The following is a 21822-nucleotide window of genomic DNA, read 5'->3' as shown; positions in this document are numbered from 1 at the left end:
TTAAAAGCGCGCTTAGCAAACCGAACTTTACTGCATAATCTGTGTTGCCATTCTTATGAAAAAGACCTTTTTCTCCGCTGTTTTTGCCCTGATGTTGGGCGTGCTGCTGAGTGTGGCGCCGTTGGCTGCCAGCGCGCAGTGCGTGATGTGTAAGTCGCAGGTGGAGGCGGCCAAGCAGGAGCGCGATGACTACGATGTCGCTGGCCTCAACAAGGGCATCCTCTACATGATGACGGTGCCCTACATCCTGATGGGTGCCGTGGGCTACTTCTGGTACCGCCGCACCCACCCCAAGCCCAAGCAGGCCTAAGGCCATGACGGGGCCTGCAAGCATCGAATCGACGCCGCTGGCGTTGTTTAAATTGCGGTGCCCTCGTTGCCACATGGGGCCTTTGTTCTCGCATTCGGCTCTAAGCCTCCATTTCACGGAGATGACACAGGCTTGTCTGGTGTGCCAGCAGACATATGAGCCGGAGCCGGGGTTTTATTACGGCGCCATGTACATCAATTCTGGCTTTTCGACGGCCCTGCTGCTCGCTATTGCCTTTTTGCTGTATTATTTGGCGGATGACCCGCCGTTGTGGGTATACATCGGTGCAGTGGCGGGGGCAGTACTCGTGTTGACGCCGTGGCTGTTTCGATATTCACGGGCCCTTATGCTGTACGGGTTCGGCGGTGCGCGTTTCGACCCCCGCTATGCGCTGCGATAAAAGAAGGATTTTCCTGTTTAATGAAATGCCGCCTTCGAGCGGCATTTTTATTAGGCGCAGATTTTGCGGGAGCTGATTTAGAGCAAAGGTTTAACGGCTGGTTTTGCTGTTTACTTTGATGTGAATATCAGCTCTGGTTCATCATTAGTCCCTTTTCTTGTTGCTTACTTCTACATCTTCCGGCAGAATCGGGTCTTCTGGTCCAACGCGGCGGTTGCCATGGCTGTTGCTGCTGGCGGCCGCCGCGTGCTTCGTGGGCGGCTACCTGGCCAGCCGCTACGCGCAGGCGCCGGGGGTGGTGCAGCGCACCGACGTGGCCCGGCTGCAACAACTGGTGCGCGCGGCCGAAACCCAGGCCCGTCGCGACGCTGATACGGTGGCCGCTCAGCTGCCGCGCGGGAACTACAGCTTCCGGCAGTTGCTGGCCGAGACGACGTACCCCACTTGCGTGCTCGAAAGCGGGACGTTGCGCTACTGGTCCGGCGCCACGCTGCGCCCCGAGTCCGAAGCCACGGGGCCTGCCTCGGAGCAATTGGTGGAAACGCCGATGGGGCAATTTCTGCTGCTGCGCCGTATGGCAGGGCGTTTCACCATCCTTACCTACGTGCCGCTGAAGCAGCACTACAACATCAAAAACCGCTACTTGAGCGAGGGCAGCGAGCAGGCCCTGTTTCGGGGGCTGGAAGTGAAAGTGGTGGCCGATAGCGCCGGCGCCGGTCGCGCCCGTTTTGAAGCGGCCGATGGACACTACCTGTTTTCCATCGAGCGCCTGCAGCCCAACCCGCTCACCGGGCAGTACGTGCCGCTGGTGCTGCTGGCGGTGGGCAGCGTCCTTTACGCCGCGGGCTGGCTGCTGCTGGCCTGGGGCTGGTGGCGGAACCAGCGGGCCGGCGCGGCCGTGGCGGCGCTGGTGGTGCCGCTGGCCGTGCTGCGCGGGGTGCTGCTGTACCTGGGACTGCCGTATTCGTTTATTGAAATTCCGTTGTTTGACCCCCGGTTGTATGCTGCGGCGTGGTGGGCGCCTTCATTGGGCGACTTGCTGCTCGACGCCTTGCTGGCCTTGTTGGTAGCGGCTGCTGGCGCGGCACTGTGGCGGCATTGGAACGTGCTGGGCCTCGTGCGGGCGCCACGCAAGCCGGTTCAGCAACTGCTGGCGGCGGCGGGTGTGGGACTGGCATTTTGCGGCTGGCTGGCGGGGTTGTTTGTGTACTACACCACCATTTTCGGCAGTGCACAGCTGAGCCTGGACGTGTCGCGCAACCTGCAGGTGACGGGTTTCTGGCTGTTGCTGGCCCTGGCGATGCTGCTGCACACGGCTGCGTGGCTGGTGGGCTTTTGGGCGCTGACGCAGCTGGCCGGCGCCCTGCTGGCGCACGTGCCGCGAAGGGCCCTGCTGCTGGGACCGGGGCTGCTGGCGCTGCCGGTGCTGGGCGTGGGGCTGGCGCTGGGCTTGCCATGGGTGCTGCTGGTGGGCGTGTTGCTGCTATTTGCCTCACTGGTGCGGTCGGCGGGTTTGCAGGCGGCTCCGAGCACCGGCAATTACCAGTCGTCGATTCTGATTGTGCTGCTGCTGGCGCTCACCTCGGCCACCGGTGCCCTGGCGCTGTACGCCCATTTCGAAAAGCAATTGCTGGTTGATAAGCAGCGCCTGGCTGGCAATATGCTAATTGACAATGATTTGCAAGGTGAATATCTGCTGGGAGAGCGTATGCGCGAAATTGCCGCCGACCCTTTTGTGCGGCGTTCGCTGTCGGCGGCCTTTGGGCGGCCCGAGGTGGTGCGGCAGCGCGTGGCACGCCAGTATCTGAGCGACTATTTCGACAAGTACGAAAGCGAAGTGACGCTCTACGACGAATCCGGCGACCCTATTGCCGCCGTGCCGGGCACGCCCGGGCTGGTGGCCGCGCGCGCCGAGCTGGCGCGCACCGCCACCCCCACCGACCAACTGGGCGTTTACTTAATAAAATCGGAAAATCCCTTCAGCTCGCGCCGCTACGTGGCTTTCATCACCGTGCCGGGAACGCGCGTTAACGGCGTGGGCCTTCCCCTGGGTGCGGTGCGCGTCGACCTGCGACTGAAAAAGCTGACCAGCTACAGCGTGCTGCCTGAGCTGCTGGTCGACCAGAAGTTCTTTCAGCCGGGCTTGGCTACCGAGCTAAGCTACGCCGGCTTCGACCGGGGCCGGCTGGTGTACAGCGAAGGAGACTTTGATTATGCCAATCGGTTGCCGGCCAGCCTGTTGGCCGATACCTCTTCGCGCATTTACGTGGACGGACTGAGCCGGCGCGGCTACCACCACCTAGCGGTGAGCGGCTCGCACGGGCGCACCGTGGTGGTGACGACGGCTACCTACGCGGTGGGTGACTGGCTGGCCAACTTCTCGTTTCAATTCCTGCTCTCGTCTTTTCTCGGGCTGCTGCTGGCGGGCCTGGGCCTGCTGCTGCGCGGCCGGGGTGCCCCGCAGCTGCGGCTGAACTTCAGCACCCGCATCCAGCTGCTGCTGAACGTGGGCATTGTGGTGCCGCTGCTGGTGGTGAGCGTGGCCACGGCCAGCCAGCTCATCGACTCCTATAAGCGTGATTTGGCGCACACCTACGAGCGGCGCGGGCAGCTGGCCCTGGAAAGCCTGCGCCGCCAGCGCCACCTGCTGAACGACAGCACCGCCCGCCCCACGCTGGCCGCGCTGGCCCGCAACGTGGCCGCCCTCACCGAAACCGACCTGAACCTGTACGACGCCCACGGCGAACTGCTGGCCAGCAGCCAACCAGTGATTTTCGACGCTGGCCTGCTGGGGCCGTTGCTGAACCCGCAGGCCGTGGTGGCACTGCGGGAGCGCAACCGTCCCCGGGCACTGCTGACCGAGAAGGCCGGCTCGCTTTCCTTTAATGCCCTGTACTTGCCGGTGCGGGCCAGCGAGGGTGAAGTAGTGGCCACCGATTTGGCCGGCCATGCGCTGGCGCACGGCAGTCAAGGGAGAGAAGCCGTGGTTTCAGAGACGCCGGAGTTTGACGACGACGATGGCTCGTCGGCCGACGAGATGGCCATGCCCACCGGACCGATTCTGGGCTACGTGGGCATTCCGTTTTTCGACTCGGAGAAAGAGCTGAACACCAAGCTCACGGAGCTGTTCAAGACTATTCTCAACATCTTCACGCCGATGTTCTTGCTGTTCCTGGGGCTGGCCTTTGTGGCGGCGCGTCAGCTCACGGCGCCCCTCAAGCTTATTACCCAAAAGCTGACCCAAACCACCCTCACCGGCGAAAACGAGCTGCTGGACTATCGCAGCTCCGACGACGAGATTGGCCTGCTGGTGCGCGAGTACAACACCATGCTCACCACACTGGAGGCCAGCAAGCGCGAGCTGGCCGCCCAGGAAAAGGAAGCCGCCTGGCGCGAGATGGCCCGGCAGGTGGCCCACGAAATCAAGAACCCGCTCACGCCCATGAAGCTGAGCCTGCAGTTCCTGCAGAAAGCCATCAACGAGCGCCGGGCCAACGCCGAGGAGCTGATTGGCCGCATCAGCCAGACGCTGATTACCCAGATTGACGTGCTCAGCGACATTGCCACCAGCTTCAGCAACTTCACCAACCTGCCCGCCATGCGGCCCGAGCGGCTGGACGTGGCCGCCGTGCTGCGCCGCTGCGCTGCCCTGCACCAGCCCGACGCCAGCGACGGCGCCCTCGACCTGCGCCTGCCGCCCGACGCCGAAACCGGCCGCTACGTGGTGTTTGCCGACGAAAACCTGCTGGTCCGCACCTTCAACAACCTGCTCATAAACGCCCGCCAGGCCGTGCCGGAGGGCCGCGAGCCGCACATCGCCGTGTCGTTGGCGCCGGTGAATGGCAGCAGCGTGCGCGTGGCCATTCGCGACAACGGCGCCGGCATTCCGGAGGAGGTGCGCGAGAAGGTGTTTGTGCCCAACTTCACCACCAAGGCCAGCGGCTCGGGCATTGGCCTGGCCGTGGCCAAGCGCGGCATTGAAAGCGCGGGCGGTAAAATATGGTTTGAAACCGAGGTGGGGGAGGGAACCGACTTCTTTATTGAGCTGCCGCTGGCGGGCTAAAAGCCGCTCCTTCGCCTGCGGTTGTGGGCACGAAACGCCTGCTCGCCCGCGTTACCCGCCAAACCCGACCTTTACCGCATGATTCGCCGCCTACGCCTGTGCTTCCCCTTCGTGGGCCTGCTCGTTGCGGCGCTATTCTTTCTAAACCAAGCCGCCCGGGCGCAAACCCAGCCCCCCAAAGCCGACGCCCCTCCGCCCAGCACGCGGCGCTGCCGCTGGGTGCGCCTGGCGCCGGGCCGCGACACCACTTTTTTCCAACTAACCGATACGCTGACGGTGGTGCCTTCCTCGGTGCTGGCGCAACGGCGGGGGGTGGACTACGACGGGCGCACCGACCGGTTCCGCTGGGTGCGCCCGGCCCCGCGCAACAGCAGCGGCACCCCCGTGGCTGACTCGCTGGAGGTGTGCTACCGGGTGCTGCCGTTGCGGCTCTCGGCCGCCCGCTACCGCCGGCCCATCGGGCTGATGGACAGCCTGAGCTTCCGCCGGCCCCTGCTGAGTATGGAAGACTTTTCGGTGAAAGAGCAGATTCTGAGCACCCCGGGCATCAACAAAACCGGTAACCTGGCCCGGGGCATCAGCTTTGGCAATACCCAGAACGTGTTCGTGAACTCGGCCCTGAACCTGCAGCTCGAAGGCAAGCTGGCTGAGAACATCAACCTCACGGCCGCCATATCGGACCAGAACGTGCCCTTCCAGCCCGAGGGCAACACCCAGCAGCTGCAGCAGTTCGACAAAATCTACATCACCCTCACCAACCCCAACTGGAGCCTGACGGCCGGCGACGTGGTGCTGCGCAACAAGCCCGACTACTTCCTGCGCTACTACAAAAACATTCAGGGCGCGGCGGCCGAGGCCAATTTCGGGCCGCCCATCGTTGGCCTGGCCGGTACCGGCGCCGCACAGGGCGTGTCGAACGCCACGTTTCTCAACGGGGTGCAGGGCCAGCTGGCCAATGGCAGTCTGCCCGCCGGGCCAGGCAATACCACCGCGCCGGCCACCCTCAACCCGCCCGCCATCAGCCAGCCCCAGCTTACGGACCCCAACCGGCAGGGCAGCAGCGGCGCGATACCACCGCTGCCCCGGGGCGATGCCGCACCCTTGGCCGGCGCCACCGTGAACAGCAGCGGGGGGCGCAAGGGGCTGGTGTGGCGTTCCTCGACGTCGGCCGCCGGCGGGGTGGCCAAGGGCAAGTTTGCCAGCATCGACGTGCCGCCCATCGACAACGTGCAGGGGCCCTACCGCCTCAGCGGGCCGAACGGGGAGCCCTACATCATCGTGCTGGCCAACTCGGAGAAGGTGTACCTCGACGGCCGCCTGCAAACCCGGGGCTTCGATGCCGACTACACCATCGATTACAACCTAGCCGAGGTCACGTTCACGCCGCGCCACCTCATCACGCGCAACTCGCGCATCAAGATTGATTTTGAGTACTCGGACCTGAACTACGCCCGCTCGCTCCTCACGGCCAGCCACTACCAGCAGCTGGGCCGCCTGAGCGTGCGCGGCAATTTCTACCAGGAAGCCGACAACCCCAACAACGCCCTCAACATCAACCTGCAGGACACCGCCCTGGTGCGCCAGCTCACGCAGGCCGGCAACGTGAGCGTGGCCCAGGTGGCCGGCGGCGACTCGGTGGCCTACACCCGCTCGCGCGTGCTCTACAAGCGCGACCCCGGCACCGGCCGCTTCAGCCGGGCGGTGGGGGCCGACACGCTGCGCGGGGTGTACGCCGTGCAGTTTACCGACGTGGGGCAGGGGGCGGGCACGTATATTCTCTCGACCAACGCGGCCGACCAGACCAGCAACGGCCGCGTGTACCAGTACGTGGGGCCGGGCCTGGGCCGCTACCTGCCCGTGCGGCGCGTGGCTACCCCCTTGCGCAAGCAAATGGCTACGGCGGGCCTGAGCCTGCAGGTAGACAGCAGCACCACGGTGTTTGTGGACGCGGCCCACTCGCGGCTCGACCGCAACCGCTTTTCCCCGGCCAGCGACCAGGACGGGGCTGTGCGTGTAGGCTACGTGATGCAGGACCGCCGCCTGCCCGCCGCCCTGGCTCGCGGCGCGCTGCGTGGTTACCGCCTGCGCTCGTCGCTCGATTACGAATACACCGGCAAGTATTTCTCGCCGATTGACCGCTACCGCGACATCGAGTTTGAGCGCAACTGGAGCAACGTGAGCACCCAGCAAAGCCTGGGCGTGGCCTCGGTGGCGCGCGAAGACAACATTCTGAATTTCAGCGTGGGCGCAACGAAGGACGTTAATAATAATGTGAACTACCGCCTGAGCCGGCGCTACCGGCCGGGCGAGGTGAGCGGCCTGCAGCATTGGCTGGATGCGGCCCAGAAGGTGGGCAACCTGGAGCTGCGCGGCTCGTTGTTTGTGCTAAATTCAGACGCCGGACGCTTTCATTCCAGCTGGGCGCGGGGCGAGGCCACGGGCCGCTTCGTGGGCGGGCGCGTGGTGCCAGGCTACGCCTACCGCTTCGATAAAAACCGCGTCAGCTCCGCCACCACCGACACCATTCGCTCGGCCAACTACTTCGACGAGCACAACGTGTTTCTGCAAAGCCGCGACTCGGCCCGCACCCAGTTCCGGCTCGACTACAGCTACCGGCGCGACCAAACGCCTAACCAGGAGCAGAACGCCCTGCAGCTGCGCGGCACCGCCCAAACCTGGCAGGGCACCCTGGCCTCGCGCCTAAGCAAAAGCCAGGATTTGCGCCTGCTGGCCACCTACCGCGACCTCGACTCGCTGGGCCTGGCCCACAACCGCACTGTGCTGGGCCAGGTGTTTTACAACGCCAGTCTGCTGCAAAACCAGGTGCGCTCCGAGCTGAACTACAGCGTGGCTACCGGCCGCGAGCTGAAGCGCGACTACTCGTTTCTGGCCGTACCGGCCGGGCAGGGCACGCACTACTACGCCGGCGACCTCAACGGCAACGGCGCCGAAGACAAAGAAGAGTTTTTTGAAGCGCAGACGCCCGACGCCCAATACCGCACCTACATCAAGGTGTACCTGCCCACCACCGACTACATCACCGCCTTCACCAACCGCCTGAGCTACCGCCTCACCACGGCCGCGCCGCGCGGCTGGCGCGAAGCCGGCGGCTGGAAGGCAGCGGCCTCGCGCTTCGCCACGCTCACCAGCATCACCGTGGACCGCCGCACCACCGACCCGCGGCTGCTCTCGCGCCTCAGCCCCTTCAGCTACGACAAGGAGGACGACCAGCTGCTGGCCTTCAACCAGCTGTTTCGGAATACGCTGTATTTCAACCGGTCCAATCCGGTGTTCGGGGCCGAGTTCACGGTGCAGCAAACCCAGCAGAAAACCCTGCTGGCCCAGGGCCGCGACCTGCGCAACCTGAGCACCCAAAGCCTGCTGCTGCGTCGCACGCTGGCCACCTCGTTCACGGGTCGCCTCACCGGCACGCGCGACATCCGCGAAGCCAGCAGCAACTACCTGCTCACCCGCAACTACCGCCTGCTGATTTACACCCTGCAGCCCGAAATCAGCTACCAGCCCTCGCCCAGCCTGCGCTTCACGGGCACCTACCTGCGCACCCACAAGCAAAATACCCTCACCGCCGACCTGCCCACATTCCCGACCCCCACGCCGGCCCAAACCAACCCCGGCATCTTCGACGAACTGGGCATCGAAACCCGCGTAAGCCAGGTGAACAAGCGCACCATTACGGCTGCTACACGCTACACCCGCGTGAAATTCGACGTGGACCGGCCCGAGGACCTTAACTCCGTCGTCGCCATCGAAATCCTCAACGCCCTGCGCCCCGGCAGCAATTTCACCTGGAACCTGAACATCGAGCAGCGCCTCAGCAACGGCCTGAACATCACCCTGGCTTATGACGGCCGCAAGGCCCAGGGGCTGAACGCCGTGCACACCGGCCGGATGCAGGTGGCCGTGCTGTTTTAGCGTCGAACCAACGTGAATAGCAGCCGGCCCTGGACTAAGGTTGGGACTTCCTCTTCCACCCAGCGGGCCGCGTATAGGCGCAGGGTGTCGTGGCTGTGGCCGTAGCTCATTTCGCGCCGGTGTTCCGAGTCCAAATCCAACACCAGGTTATCGAGGTCGACTCCCCCAATAAAATCGGTGGTGACATCGTAAGTGCGGAAGCCTTTAAGGCCTTTCACGCGCCCATTGTCGTTGAATTCCAGCCGTGTAGAGCGGCCCAGAGAATCAGTGCCCACGTAGCGGCCCGTGAAAAGCAAATGCCGAACGGCCCGGTTTAAAGACACCAAATCCGTCAGGCTGGCACCAGGGATGCGTTGGTAGCTCGTTTGGGCAAGAACCCGGCGGCTCTTGTTATAGGTAGTCAACACCAGAGCGGTGTCACGGACCGTCGTCCGGTAGCTTAGCTCCGCAAAACTTCCCGGTGCATCGTAATCACGGTAATTGGTAGGCAGGGCATTGGCATGCAGCCCTGGCCGGAAATACACCGTCATGCTGCTGCCCTCGTGGTTGCCCAGGCCAAGACTTGCCACCAAGCTGTCGCCGCTCAATCGGGCCGGATTGATGAGCATTTCGGAGACTGGGCCCGCCAAGTCAAAAGCCTTTCGCGGCGACTTCGACAGCTGCACTTCCTTCAAATAATCGGCCTTTACCCACGCCCCGCGCAAGAGCGGCAGCATTTGCTGGGCCAATGTGTTGGCCGGCATAGCTTTTTCGGCCGCGTTGGACGTCGCGTGCTCTTCTGTCTTAGAAGATTGGCAGCCCGCCCAGCAGGTGGCGGCCAGGAGCAGGCTCGTTCCGCAAGCAAAACGGAGGCGGGTTCGCATGGCAAAAAAGTTAAATGCTCGCGCCAACCCGGGCCGTCATCTTTGCCGCCCGTGCCGCCAGCCCGGCCGTGAGCTCGCGCTGCTTGTAGCACAGCGGCAGCGCCGTGCCCGATTGAAACGCCCGCACCGTGATTTCGGCGCAGGCCCGCGCGTCCGACAGCGCGTCGTGGTGGTTGAGGGCGATACCGAAATGGCCCGCCACGTGGTCGAGCTTGTGGCGCTCCAGGTAGGGCCAGCACACCTTGGCCAGCTTCACCGAGCACAAGCTGTGGAAGGCCGGAATGGGCAGGCCGAAGTCGCGCAGCGTGTATTCTAGCACGCTCACGTCAAAGGCCGAGTTGTGGGCTGCCACGGGCTGCTCGTGCAGGTAGGGCAGCAGCTCGTGCCACACGTCGGCCATCGTGGGCGCGTTGTGTAGCCGCTCCTCGGCAATGCCGTGCACCTGGTAGTTGCGCCAGTCCACACGCAGCACGCGGGGGCGCAGCAGGGTTTGATAAGTGTCGACAATCTGACCGCCGCGCACCCGCACCACGCCCACGGCGCAGGCGCTGGCCCGCTGCTCGTTGGCGGTTTCAAAGTCAATGGCCGTGAAATTAAGGTTGGCCAGGGCTTGAGTGATGGCGGTTTTCATGGTGGAAAGATAGGCGGGCGCGGGGGATGCGAAAAATACAGCCCGTTGTGCCGAGCGTAGCCGAGGCATGGCGCGTGTAGCATTAAGCAGTTTCCCTCAGCAAGATGCCTCGGATACGCTCGGCATGACGGCCCATTTCACACTATTCGCTTCTCCCCTCGCAGCACACATCCGACACTTCAAAATATCGCTCCATCACGCCATTAATGTTGCCTTCGCAACCGGGCGTAAGGTCAATGTCAAACTCGATATCATTGTTGAACTGGCGCAACGGAATCAGCACGCGGCCATAGGGCAGGCGCAGGGGCGGCAGCGTCACGGTTGGCTGCCCGTCGCGGTGGGCGGCGCGCAGTACCGCATAACGGGCCTGCATCTGGGCATCAAAGGAAGCGGCGCTGGTGAGCAGTTCGCGCCAGGCTTCGGGCACGTGGCCGGTCAGAAAAACGCCAGTAAGCAACAAAGTGGGCAACCAACCGGAGCGGAACCACTGGAACCTGCCCACCAAGGAAGCATCAGCTTGCTGCGCCGCCAACCACGTCAGGAGGGCAGTTGAAATGAGCATTACCAGCAGAATCTCATTCTGTGCGCGCATGAGTGGCGCCCCCACGATGATGTATCGAAACAGTAAGAAACCAGCAAAATGCATCGCTCCAAATGCAATAATTATCCCCCACCACTGCCTCCGGTTCACCGAAACGACTGGGCCGCCCGTCCGTCGGTGCCAGCCGCCTGCCCACCAGCCGGCGCCGGCCGCAGCCAACAAGCTCAGCAAAATTTGGGGCTTAATGAGAAAAAGGGCGAGTGAATACGCCGCCCGGGGCCCCAGCACCAGCCACCGGTAAGTGTGCAGCGAGTCGGTGGGCGGGGCCATGGCCACCACGCGGGCCCAGTTGCCGGGCGCCACCACGGCGGCCAACGTAGCCGCGCCGCCCACCGCCAGCCACAGCCAGAGCTGGGGCCGCGCCGTGGCAGGCAGGCAGTAGCCCAGCAACGCCAACACCGGCAGGGCCTGCACCAGCGTCAGTTCGTTGCCCACCAGCGCCAATACCAGCCACACGCAGGCCCAGGCCGCCGTGCGCCACGGCCGCGCCGGCCGGCCCCAGCCCACGCGCAAAGCCAGGGCCGTGAAGTTCAGCAAGCCAATGATGGGCACCTGGTAAGCCACCGCGCCGCAAAACCAGTAGAGGAACGAAAACGGCGCGGGCGCGGCACTGCAAAACAGCGCCAGCAGCAGCCCCGCCGCCCAAAACGCCGTCCCCCGGGAGCAGGCCACCCGCAACGCCGAATGAAAAAGCGCCCGAATGAGATGCGCAATGCTCAGCCACTGCACTATAAACAGCCCGGCCGTAATCGGTTTCACCCCGCCCAACCAGCCGTAGGTAACCGGGTTGAGCCAAGTCATAAATACGGTGGACGTGTAGCGTCCCGTCCAGGTAAGGTAAAGCCAGCTTTGCACGCCGGCCATGCCATGCTGCCGCGTCCAGTAGGCATCCCGGAAATCATCGAAAAACGGCTGGTTGAACGCCGTGAGCAGCAGAAAAGGGGCCAGCGCCAGCAGCAGCCCTAGCCGCAGCCCTAGCCGCAGCAGAAGTTTGAGGCGCGCTTGCTTTAGGGTTTCTAAGCTTGGCATCACGGAGCAGAGGCGCTGGCGGTGGCCAGCTTGCGCGCAGCTTTTACCACGGCCAGCTCGGCCTGGCCGGCGGGCGCTTGGGCCGCCTCCAAGGTGGCTTTAGCCGCAGCCAGCCATGCCGCCGATGGTGCTTGCCCGGCCTGCAGCTGCGTGAGCCGCTCCAGCAGCAGCCTGGACACAGCTGCCAGGTTGGTCGAAAGCGGGGCGTACTCGCGCAGCGACGGGTTCAGCAGGAACTGTGGTTGCAGCAGCACGTCGTTGGCCTGCCAGGTGCGCAGCTGAGTCCGCAGCTCGGCCATTTGGCGCTGGGAGGCGGCCGTGCGGCCCGCCGCCGTAGCGCCGCCCGCCACCACGCTATCCACGAGCACGCCGAAGCGCCGGGCCACTTCCGATTCGGCCGGGGCGGCGTCCACCAGCCGGTTGAGTGGGGTGGCGGTGGTGTAGTTGAAACCCTGAAAATGCCGCTTGTATTCCTTCACCGGCTCCAGCACCTCGGCCAGCGTGCGCAGGGGCGCCACGTTAGCGCTGCCCGCCAGTTGCTTGAGCAACAGCTCCGGCGCGATGCGGTGGCGCAGGCCCAGCGTTTCCAGTTCGGCCGAAACGGTGGGCAGACGGCGGTAGAAATCGGCCATGCTTTGGGTGCTGGCCTGCGGCGACCACAACCGCTCGGCCACCGCCGCGGCGCGCGGCCAGATACGCGAATCCAGCACTACCGAATCGGCAAACTCAGCCCACATGGCGGCCTCACCCCCTAGCACGAGCTTGCGCTCGGCGGGCGTCAGGGGCGAATCGGGTGGCAGCGGGTCGGTGAGGTAAGAGCTGGCGGCGGTGTTGTTCAGGTCGAGGTAGTAGCCGTTCGACAGCAGCACGGGGTGGCCCAGCTTGGCGGCGTCCACCAAGCCCTTTTTGCCGCGCCAGCTTTGAATAACGGTTTCCTTGGGCAGGTCCGGCCCCAGAATCTCATCCCAGCCTATCATCCGCTTACCGCGCTTTTGCAGCAGCGCCAGCACGCGGCGGTTGAAATAGGTTTGCAGTTGGTGCTTGTCCACGGTTTTGCCGTCGGCCTTCACCATCTTGTTGGCCTTCATATACGCCACGATGCGCGGGGTGCGGCGCCAGTTGCGCCCGTCGTTTTCGTCGCCCCCGGCGTGGAAATACGGGTCCGGAAACAGCGCCGTCATCTCCGTAAACAGGGAGTCGATAAAGGTGTAAGTGGTTTCGCGCGTGGGGTCGATGGCCACGTTGGTGGTGCGCCACAGCGTGTAGGGCGCGTAGGTCGAATCGTTGGATTTCAGGCGCGGGTAGGCCACTATCCAACTGGTGGTGTGGCTGGGCATGTCGAACTCCGGCACCACCCGAATGCCGCGCGCCGCCGCGTAAGCCAGCACTTCGCGTACCTCGGCCTGGGTGTAAAACAGCCCGTCGGTGCTGCCTACGGTGTGCAGGCGCGGGAACACCTTGCTTTCAATGCGAAAGCCTTGGTCGTCGGTCAGGTGCCAGTGCAGCACGTTCAGCTTCACGGCGGCCATGCCGTCGATATTGCGCTTGATGACGGTCACTGGCATGAAGTGCCGGGCGGCGTCAATCAGCAGCCCGCGCCAGGCAAAGCGCGGCTGGTCCTGAATATCTACTTCGGGCAGGTAGCGCTGCTTTTTTTCGGTGATGGGCAACTGCTCCAGCGTGGCCAGCGCCCGCAGCACGCCCAGGCTGGTGGGGGCGTCAATGGTCACACCCATCGGCGTCACGCGCAGCGAGTACCGCTCCTCGTCGAACTTCTCCGGCTGGCCCACGCGCCCGTAGCGGATTTGCAGCACCGCCGAGCCCGTGGTTTTTTCAGGTTGGAGCCGAGCCAGCGTGCGTGCCACCGCATCTATCACGGAAGGGTGGGTAGTAGATGGCATGCCGGGCCTCAGGGCGGTTTTGAGACTCAGGCGGCCCTGGCCCCAGCGCATTTCGGCGGGTACAGGCAACAGCGCCGATGCTGACTGACCTAGCCTCTGCCGCACCGCCAGCACAAGAAACATCAGCAACCAAAGGCGCATTTTTTTCAATCTATTGGCCTTCTGTATCATGTATAGCTAAAGATTTTTCTGGCCGCAGATTACAAATACGCGTCCACAAAATCCGTGAAGTCCGAAAAATCCGAGCGAATCCGTGGTCTATATCAGGCCGCGCGACTTGAACTCCAGATACTTATTAATGGTATTCACCGTCAAATCCTTCGGCGCGGTCAGCAGCGAATAAATGCCGTAGCGCTGCAATTCCAGCACAATTTGGCGCTTTTCCTGCGCAAATTTCTCCGCGATGGTTTGGTTGTACACGTCCTCCGTCGTTTCCGCTGGCGCGTCGAGGTATTCGCGCAGCTCGGTATTTTCGAAGAAAATGACCAGCAGCAGGTGGTCTTTGGCCATGCGCCGCAGGTAGGGCAGCTGCCGCTGCATGCCGTGCAGCGTTTCGAAGTTGGTGAACAGGATGAGCAGGCTGCGCTGCTTTACCCGGGCGCGTACCGTGGAGTAAAGCAGCTCAAAATCGGTTTCGAGGTACTTGGTTTTCTGGCGGTACAGGATTTCGAGCAGCTTGAGCAGGTGGCCGGGGCGGCGGTCGGCGGCCAGGGTGGCGCCGGGGCGGTTTGAGAAGGTGAGCAGGCCGGCCTTATCGTGCTTGAGCAGGGCAATGTTGCTCACCACCAACGTGGCGTTGATGGCGTAATCGAGCAGGCTCAGCCCGTCGAAGGGCATGCGCATCACCCGGCCTTTGTCGATGAGGCAGTACACCTGCTGGGCGCGCTCGTCCTGGAAGTGGTTCACCACCAGCGCGTCGGCCGCGCCGGTGCTGGCCCGGCGGGCGGTGGCTTTCCAGTTGATGCTGCGCGGGTCGTCGCCGGGCACGTAGGGCCGGATTTGCTCGAACTCCATGCTGTGGCCCACGCGCCGGATGCGCTTCACGCCCGCTTCGGTGAGGCGGTTGTGAATGGCCAGCAGCTCGTATTGCCGCATCTGCAGAAACGAGGGGTACACCGGTACCGTGCGACCCTGCTCGTAGCGGAAGCGCCGCCGCACCAGCCCCAGCGGCGAGGCCGCGTAGATGTTCAGGGCCCCAAACTCGTACTCGCCGCGCTTGGTGGGGCGCAATTGGTAGTTGATAATCTGGGTTTCGCCCGGCGCCACCGCCACCCGAAACAGCACGTCGCGCCGCTGAAACTGGTGCGGAATCTCGTCAATCGTTTCGGTGCGAATGGGGAAGCGGTAGCGGTTTTCGAGATAAATCTGCACGTCGTTGTCCGAGCCGTTGGCCAGCTTGTCGCCCATCACGCGCCGCCCGAACACGGGCACGGTCTTGTTCTTCGAAGGCGCGTAGAGCAGCAGCGCATCCAGCAGTACCAGCACCCCGAACATGCCCAGCACAATCTGCATCGGCCCCAGCAGCCACGGCAGAAAAAAAGCCACCACGAAGCCCACGGCCAGCGCGGCCACGAGCAGAAAAAAGCGCCGGGTCAGGAAAAAGCTCATGCGTTACGCAGTTGGTTGCGGACTTCCATCAAGGCAAAGCCCAGCAAGTTAGGCCCCTGCCAGCGGGCTGGGTTTTCGGCATCGGGCGAGTCGGCCGCCAAGCCAATGCCCCAAATGGTATCCACCGGGCTGGCCTCCACCAGCACTCGGTCATTAGTGGAAAGCAGAAACTTTAGCAGCTCACGGTTCTGACTGAATTTATGCAGGTTGCCGGTTTTCACAATCTCGTACTTGTGCGTTTCCCACACCTCGGGCACGAAGCCGCCAATTTCACGCCCCAGCTTCTTGGCCTCGGCCGGGCTTTTGGCTTCCAGAATGCGGGCCAACGTGGCTTCATCGCCAAATAACCGCGCCTTTTCGGCCATCATCCAGTGCTCGGTGGAGCGGTAGGTAAGGTTATCAATCTTAAAATCGGCTACCCACCACTGACTCAAACAGGACTTGGTAATGACGCCGTCCTTGCTGGGCTGGTGCCCCCAGAAAAACAGGTACTTGACGCGGGCATCTTGGGCCAGCTGGCCGAGAAGCCAAGCGGTGGAGTAGGTCATGTAGTCGGTAGATGTAGAGACGCGACACCTCGCGTCTCGTCGTTGCTGATGTTGTTTGATTAGGAGGCAATGAATCGTTCAACGCCGAGACGCGAAGTGTCGCGTCTCTACCTCTTTCCATCTTAGCGCGGCACCTCAATCTGCTGCATAATCTGCTTCACCACATCATCCGGCGTGCCGCCTTCCATCTCGCGCTCGGGCGTGAGCATAATGCGATGGCGCAGCACGCTGGGGGCCAGAAACTGCACGTCTTCGGGGGTCACGAAGTCGCGGCCGCGCAGGGCGGCCAGGGCTTTGGCGCCGTTCAACAGGGCCAGCGAGGCGCGGGGCGAGGCGCCCAGGTACAGCGACTTGTGCGCCCGCGTCTGGCCCACCAGCTTGGCGATGTATTCCAGAATGTTGGCTTCCACGCGCTGTTGGCGCACTTGTTGGCGCAGAGCGGCCAGGTCAGCGGCGCTGAGGATGGGCTGCACGGCCTCCAGGTTGGTGCCGCCGAAGCCGGCGTGATGCCCCTGCAAAATCTGCACCTCCTCGGCCAGCGAGGGGTAGCCCACGTGCAGCTTAAACAGGAAACGGTCGAGCTGAGCCTCGGGCAGGCGGTAGGTGCCTTCCTGCTCCACGGGGTTTTGGGTGGCCAGCACCAGAAAGGGCTCCGGCATGCCGTAGGTGGTGCCGTCCTGCGTCACGGTGCGCTCCTCCATCACCTCAAACAGCGCCGATTGGGTTTTGGCCGGCGCGCGGTTAATTTCGTCAATCAGCACCACGCTGGCGAAAATAGGACCGGGCCGAAACTCGAAATCGGACTTGTTTTGCCGGAACACCGAGGTGCCCAGCACGTCGCTCGGCATCAGGTCGGGCGTGAACTGGATGCGGCTGAACGGTACTTCCAGTGTGCGGGCCAGTAGCTTGGCCATGAGCGTTTTGGCGACGCCGGGCACGCCTTCGAGCAGCACGTGCCCATCGGCCAGAATGGCGGTGAGCAGCAGTTCCAGCAGGTCCTGCTGGCCCACAATGATTTTGCCAATTTCCGCCTTGATGGCCTCGGTTTGAGCCGTGAGGCGGGCAAAATCGGTGCGCGGGCCAAAGGTGTTTTCCGGGGTCACAGTGGCTTCCATAGCTAGATGGGCTTCAGTTGCGGCGGGTGTTTCAGGAGTGGCAGCGTCGATTGGCTGAGACGTGGCGGAGGTACTGCCGGTGGCGTCGGCGGCTGGGGTAGGGGAGGTCAGGTCGGGGTTTTCGTTTTCCATTTACAAAGTGCTGGCGTAGCCTAATAATGTCTGAGCAGTTTCTTCGTCGGCGCAGACCTCGTGTAGATTAGCGAATATTTTTTTGGCGTATTCTTTCGAAACTAGGTTTCGGTGGTAAAGCTTCAGGTCTTGTAATACATCGCCTAAATCATCCCAATCCACATCCATTAGTTCCTTTTCGGCAGCTGTGGCCTGCTTGTAGAAACCTCGCAAATCCCAATGGTATTTGATGAGTATGGCCAGCTTTTCAACGGTAAGCAGGTGAGGATTCATCGGCCGGCCTCCCGCTTAAAATCGCTAAGCGCCTTGCTCAGCTGCAGCAGCTGCTGGTCCGTCATCTGCGGCGCGGTGCGGGCAAAGTTTACCAGCCGCAGCAGCTCGTCTACCCGCGTGCGGGTCAGGCCCGACTTTTGGCTTAGGCGCTCCCGAAAATCAGCGTCGGCAAAGTCGGGGTTGGTTTCCTGGAAGCGGTGGCGCAGGTAGTCCAGAAACAGCGCCACCTTTTTCTCGGCAATCAGCGCGTGGTTGCTGCCCTGGCGGTAGAGGCTTGCTACGGTGCGCGTGAACAGCAGCGTGGTATTGGGCAAGGGCTTGATGGTGGGAATGATGCGCTGCCGGCGCCGGGCTTCTATCAGCACAAACAGCAGCCCGCCAAACAGGCACAGGTAGTAGGCCCAACGCAGCGCGTCGTGGGCAAATACCACCCGCAGCAGCGACTGCTCGCCCACTGGCCCTTGCTTCATGTATTCATCCCACCAGGCCCGGCGCACCGGCAGGTAGGCCAGCGCCGCCTCGGCAAAGGCCGCCGTGTGCGGCCGCAGCAGGTAGAAGTTGGTGAAGGCCACTGGCGCGGTGCACAGGTAAAAATGACCGCGCCCGTAATCAATGCGAACAAACACGGCGTGGCCCCGGGCATCGGTGGCCAGGGTGCGCCCCACGCGGCCAGAATCTACTTCGAGGTACTGCTCCACACTGGTGCCGGGCAGGCGGATGCGGACCTGGGTCAGTCTCGGATGGGTGAAGCGCAGCTCCACCGAGTCGGTGGAAAAAATGCCTTTGTAGCCCTTGGTCGTGACCGGCACCAGCTCTTTCACCCGGAAGCCCAGGCTATCGCGCAGCAGCCCGCGTTGGCTGCGGAAGTACTTGGCGGCCACAAAAGCGTTGTTGCCGCGGGCCACATATTGCAGCAGCGCGCGGGCATCAAGCTGACTTAGTTCAAATCCCTCGTTGATAAACAAATAGTTGGCCGGTCCGGCCCGAAGGGGGATGCTAGCCGGCGATTCTTCGGTTTCAGCCTCCTCGTATGCTTCCTCGTCATCGGCGTCGGCCCGGGAGGTAGAATCGGCGGCCGATGCGGTGGCGGTTGAGTCCGCGTCGCCGGCCGTTGCGGAATCTGTTGGCTCCGTCACGGCAGCCGTTGCCGTTGCCGCCGAATCCGTGGCCTCGACCATCGCCGAGGTGTCGGCCGATGTTTCGTGCCAGCCGTCGCGGAGGTCTTCAGCCGTGGGGCCCCGGGAACCCTGGTATTCTTCCAGGCTCATGCCGGTGAGCTGGCTGTACACGGGCAGGCGCACGGTTTCCACCGAGTCGGTGCCGAGCAGGCGCGGCAGCTGGTCATACAGCACATAGGTGCCGTAGGGAATCTTGTCCTTGTTGATGTAGGTAGGCGACCAGTCCAGGGGCTTGGGCCGGTTGTACTCCAGCGTCACGTAGCCCGCAAACAGCAGCGCTACCCCCAGCAAATACAGGCGAAACGTGGTGAGCTGCGGCATCAGGCGGGCAGGGGAATAGCGGCCGGAACCGGAGCCGGCCGGCCCGCGAGCAGGCTGCTCACGGCGCGCTGGCTGGCCCGGGCCTGCTGGTAGAGGGAGGCGTTGAGGCGCAGGTCGCCGTACCACACGTATTCAAACTCGCGGGTGGCGGCCCGGAAGGCGTCGCGCACCGGCCCGGCCGCCAGCTCCGCCAGGTAGGCGTGGTTGGTCTTGTCGGGCTGCCACTGAATGAGGCCGCCGTCGGTGAGGTGCTTGAGCACTTCGAGGTAGCCCAGGCGGGTGGCCAGGCGGAAGTTGCCGGCTGCTTCGGCTTCGGCAATGCGGGTGCGGAAATCCACTTCGTGAATGTTCTCCCCGGCGGTGTCGTATTCCAGCTGCCCGCGCCGGCCCGCGCGCCCGAAGGCGGCCGTCACGTCCACCTGCATCAGCTTCAGCACGGCATACACCAGCACGGCCAGAGCCACAGCATACACCCCGTATTTCCACGTCACGCGGCCGGTGGGTGTGCTGAATAGGTTGCTCAGCCAGCGCCAGATGCGCGCCCAAAAGGCGCCCCAGGCGTCGGTGCGGGCGTTGGGCTCCACGTAGCGGAAGTCGCGCTGGCTGGCCAGCTCGCGCAGCCGTTCCGCGTCGAGGCGGCGCGCGGGCAAGGGCGAGCTGCGGTCGGGCGGCAGCGGCCGGGCCCGGAATTCGGCCGGGGCCGGGTGCCTGGCGCTTTCGGGCGCGCCCAGCGTAGGCGCGCCCGAAAGCGCCAGGCACCCGGCCAGCAGCAGGCCCCACGGCAGGTGGCGCCGGCTGTTACGGTTTAATGCAAGCGTAGGAAGTTTGCGCACGCCAAAGACAAGACAACGGCCTTCATCAGCCGGTTATTAGTTGCTCAAAGCTAGCCGCCAGGCGCTAGTATTCGCCTTCCTCGTCGGGGCGGTAGGCGGCGCTGCTCACCTGCGGCGCCGCGCTTTGGCCCAGCGTGCCGATGAGGTGGCGCAGGCCCACGCCTTCGCGGCGCTCCACCAGGTTGAAATACTGAAACAGCATGGCCACCAGCGGCAGCACCGCCGTGAACACCCAGCCCAGCGCGTAGAAGCTCATGGCTGCCAGGCTCAGAATTTCAGTATCGAACTGCCAGTGCAGCAGCATCTTGCTTATCATCAGCGCATAGAAAGGAATGATAAACAAGTAGTTGATAACACCGGTGATGAAAGTGATAATCATGTACAAGCCGAACGTCGACCACCACTTGCCTTTTATCAGGTAGAAGCAGCGCCGGAGCGCCGCCAGCAGGCCGCCGTCCTCCATCCACAACACCGGGAAATACAGCGACAGGCACACCATCAGCCACAGCAGCAGCGGCATCAGCAGCACCACAAAGCCCGGGCCGATGAGGCTGAGGGCGCCGCCCACCACGCCAAAGCCAACCGTCAGCAGGAAGCCCAGCAGCAGAAAGGCGCCCAGCACGCGGCCCAGCCGGGGCCACAGCGCCGCCCACACGCGGCCGGGCTCCACCCGCTCCTCGGGCGGGGTGGCCATGCGCACGCGCACGAAGGCATACACGGTGCTCGAAAGCAGGATGACGGCGGCCAAAACGCCCAGCGCCGTCAGGCCAACGCCCAGAACGGTGCTGGCGTTGGCAAACGGATTGGAATTGTAGGACTGCGCAACTTCCACCGGCTCGCCCAAGGTGCTGCGGCGGCCGGGTAGGTTGGGCATCATGTCCAGCATCTTGCCCATGATAAGCCCCATGCCAATGCCCGCCAGCAGCGCGCCCGGCAGCACGAAGCACAGCAAACACTTCAGCAGCGGCTTGAATTGCGCCGCCACAAACTCGAATGTGGCCCCGATTTTGGCCCCAAAGTCCCGCTCCCGGCGGAAGTCGGACTCGTGGGTAAACTTGCTTTTTGCTTGTGTCACAGCTTAGTAGGAATTAAGAAGGGTGTTGCGGATGGCCTGACGCTAGTACTCGCCTTCGTCGTGGGGCTGGTAGGCGGCGTTACTTGCCTGCGGCGCGGCCGTTTGGCCCAGCAAATCGAGCTGCAGGCGCAGGCCGGTGCCGTCGTGGCGCTCCACCAGGTTGAAATACTGAAACGCCAGGGCCAGCAGCAGCGGCGGGTAGAGCAGCAGCGAGGAAAGGCTGTTGATGCAGCTCACGACCACCTGCACCAGGGGCGACCGGGTGCGCGCGGCCTGGACCATGGCCGAGAACCCGCCCGAAACCATCACCGCCACGCCGCCAATGCCGGCCAGCACCACGTAATACAACAGCAGCGCAACGGTAATAAGGCCTAAAGTAGACCACCACTTGCCGCGCATCAGCAGCCGGCAGCGGCTAAACGTGGCCCCGAAGCCGGTGCCTTCGCTCATGCGCACGATGAAAAACAAACTCAGCACCACGCTGAGGTAAATGCCGGGAATAGTTAGGACAAGGAAACCCAGCCCCACCAGCATCCCAGTGGCCCAAAACGAGAAAAAGGTACCCAGATACTCGCTGCGCACCACGCCCCACACCTCGGCCACGGTGGGCGGCGGCCCGGGCGTGCGGCGCCGGGCCAGCAGCACCAGATAGCCGTACACGCTCACCACCAGCAGCGAAAACGAAAGGGAGCCCACCAGGGAGCTGGCCCAGTAGCCGGGCGAAGTGAAGATGGTGTTCCACATGCTGGCCTGCAGCCGCAACGCCCCGGTTTGGTCCATCTGCGTGGTGTACTCGGGCCGCGAAAGCTCCATCGGCAAGTACTGCTGAATCAGGGCCTGCAACACGCTGCGCACCAGCAGCGCGGGCAGCATCACGTAGGCAAGCACCCGGCCCAGCGGCCGCCAGTGGGCACCGATGAACTCCAGCGTGGCCGCAATTTTCTGGCCGAAGTCCCGCTCGCGGTAAAAGTCGGCGGCTTGGGTAAAACTTTGACGCATAAGTGGCTA

16 protein-coding genes are annotated in these 21822 nt (G+C 63.5%); 4 read left to right on the top strand and 12 right to left on the bottom strand.

Features of this window, described 5'->3' with window-relative positions:
* Positions 1-55: 55 nt before the first annotated feature.
* From MTP16_RS22985 to MTP16_RS22970, 4 genes are all read left to right on the top strand, one after another.
* Positions 56-310 (top strand): hypothetical protein, encoded by a 255-nt coding sequence (locus tag MTP16_RS22985; protein WP_243514514.1) that lies wholly within the window; start codon positions 56-58, stop codon positions 308-310.
* Positions 311-314: 4 nt separating this feature from the next.
* On the top strand, positions 315-710 hold the full coding sequence (locus MTP16_RS22980) for a DUF983 domain-containing protein (protein ID WP_317244082.1): 396 nt from the start codon (positions 315-317) through the stop codon (positions 708-710).
* 226 nt (positions 711-936) lie between these two features.
* A complete protein-coding gene (locus MTP16_RS22975) occupies positions 937-4773 on the top strand; it encodes a sensor histidine kinase (RefSeq protein ID WP_243514509.1) in 3837 nt (1278 codons plus the stop codon).
* 78 nt (positions 4774-4851) lie between these two features.
* Positions 4852-8706: a hypothetical protein gene (locus MTP16_RS22970; protein ID WP_243514506.1), complete on the top strand. Its 3855-nt coding sequence runs from the start codon at positions 4852-4854 to the stop codon at positions 8704-8706.
* Here MTP16_RS22970 and MTP16_RS22965 read toward each other — a convergent pair.
* From MTP16_RS22965 to MTP16_RS22910, 12 genes are all read right to left on the bottom strand, one after another.
* On the bottom strand, positions 8703-9569 hold the full coding sequence (locus MTP16_RS22965; protein WP_243514504.1) for a hypothetical protein: 867 nt from the start codon (positions 9567-9569) through the stop codon (positions 8703-8705). The two genes, MTP16_RS22970 and MTP16_RS22965, sit on opposite strands and share 4 nt — an antisense overlap.
* Positions 9570-9579: 10 nt before the next feature.
* The gene (locus tag MTP16_RS22960) at positions 9580-10200 is read right to left on the bottom strand and encodes a 3'-5' exonuclease (RefSeq protein WP_243514502.1); all 621 of its coding nucleotides are present in this window, start codon (positions 10198-10200) and stop codon (positions 9580-9582) included.
* Between the two features lie 142 nt (positions 10201-10342).
* Entirely contained in the window at positions 10343-11833 is a 1491-nt protein-coding gene (locus tag MTP16_RS22955; RefSeq protein WP_243514501.1) for a hypothetical protein, read from the bottom strand.
* A complete protein-coding gene (locus tag MTP16_RS22950; protein WP_243514500.1) occupies positions 11830-13872 on the bottom strand; it encodes a beta-N-acetylhexosaminidase in 2043 nt (680 codons plus the stop codon). The genes MTP16_RS22955 and MTP16_RS22950 overlap by 4 nt, the downstream gene beginning before the upstream one ends.
* 117 nt (positions 13873-13989) lie before the next feature.
* Entirely contained in the window at positions 13990-15339 is a 1350-nt protein-coding gene (locus MTP16_RS22945; protein WP_243514499.1) for a DUF58 domain-containing protein, read from the bottom strand.
* The gene (locus MTP16_RS22940; RefSeq protein ID WP_243514497.1) at positions 15336-15887 is read right to left on the bottom strand and encodes an NADAR family protein; all 552 of its coding nucleotides are present in this window, start codon (positions 15885-15887) and stop codon (positions 15336-15338) included. The genes MTP16_RS22945 and MTP16_RS22940 overlap by 4 nt, the downstream gene beginning before the upstream one ends.
* A 122-nt stretch (positions 15888-16009) precedes the next feature.
* A complete protein-coding gene (locus MTP16_RS22935) occupies positions 16010-17002 on the bottom strand; it encodes an AAA family ATPase (protein ID WP_380287003.1) in 993 nt (330 codons plus the stop codon).
* Between the two features lie 132 nt (positions 17003-17134).
* Positions 17135-17407, bottom strand: a complete 273-nt coding sequence (locus MTP16_RS22930) for a hypothetical protein (RefSeq protein WP_243514493.1) — start codon at positions 17405-17407, stop codon at positions 17135-17137.
* A complete protein-coding gene (locus tag MTP16_RS22925) occupies positions 17404-18906 on the bottom strand; it encodes a DUF4350 domain-containing protein (RefSeq protein WP_243514491.1) in 1503 nt (500 codons plus the stop codon). Before MTP16_RS22925 ends, MTP16_RS22930 begins: the two co-directional genes overlap by 4 nt.
* On the bottom strand, positions 18906-19739 hold the full coding sequence (locus MTP16_RS22920; RefSeq protein WP_243514488.1) for a DUF4129 domain-containing protein: 834 nt from the start codon (positions 19737-19739) through the stop codon (positions 18906-18908). The genes MTP16_RS22925 and MTP16_RS22920 overlap by 1 nt, the downstream gene beginning before the upstream one ends.
* Before the next feature lie 64 nt (positions 19740-19803).
* Positions 19804-20814, bottom strand: coding sequence for a hypothetical protein (locus MTP16_RS22915; protein WP_243514486.1), 1011 nt, complete (start codon positions 20812-20814; stop codon positions 19804-19806).
* A gap of 42 nt (positions 20815-20856) precedes the next feature.
* Positions 20857-21813 carry a hypothetical protein gene (locus MTP16_RS22910; protein ID WP_243514482.1) on the bottom strand — a complete coding sequence of 319 codons (957 nt, stop codon included), beginning with the start codon at positions 21811-21813 and terminating at the stop codon, positions 20857-20859.
* Positions 21814-21822 lie beyond the last annotated feature (9 nt).

Source organism: Hymenobacter monticola (assembly GCF_022811645.1).
Lineage (GTDB): Bacteria > Bacteroidota > Bacteroidia > Cytophagales > Hymenobacteraceae > Hymenobacter > Hymenobacter monticola.
This window is presented reverse-complemented; position numbering and strand designations above follow the sequence as displayed.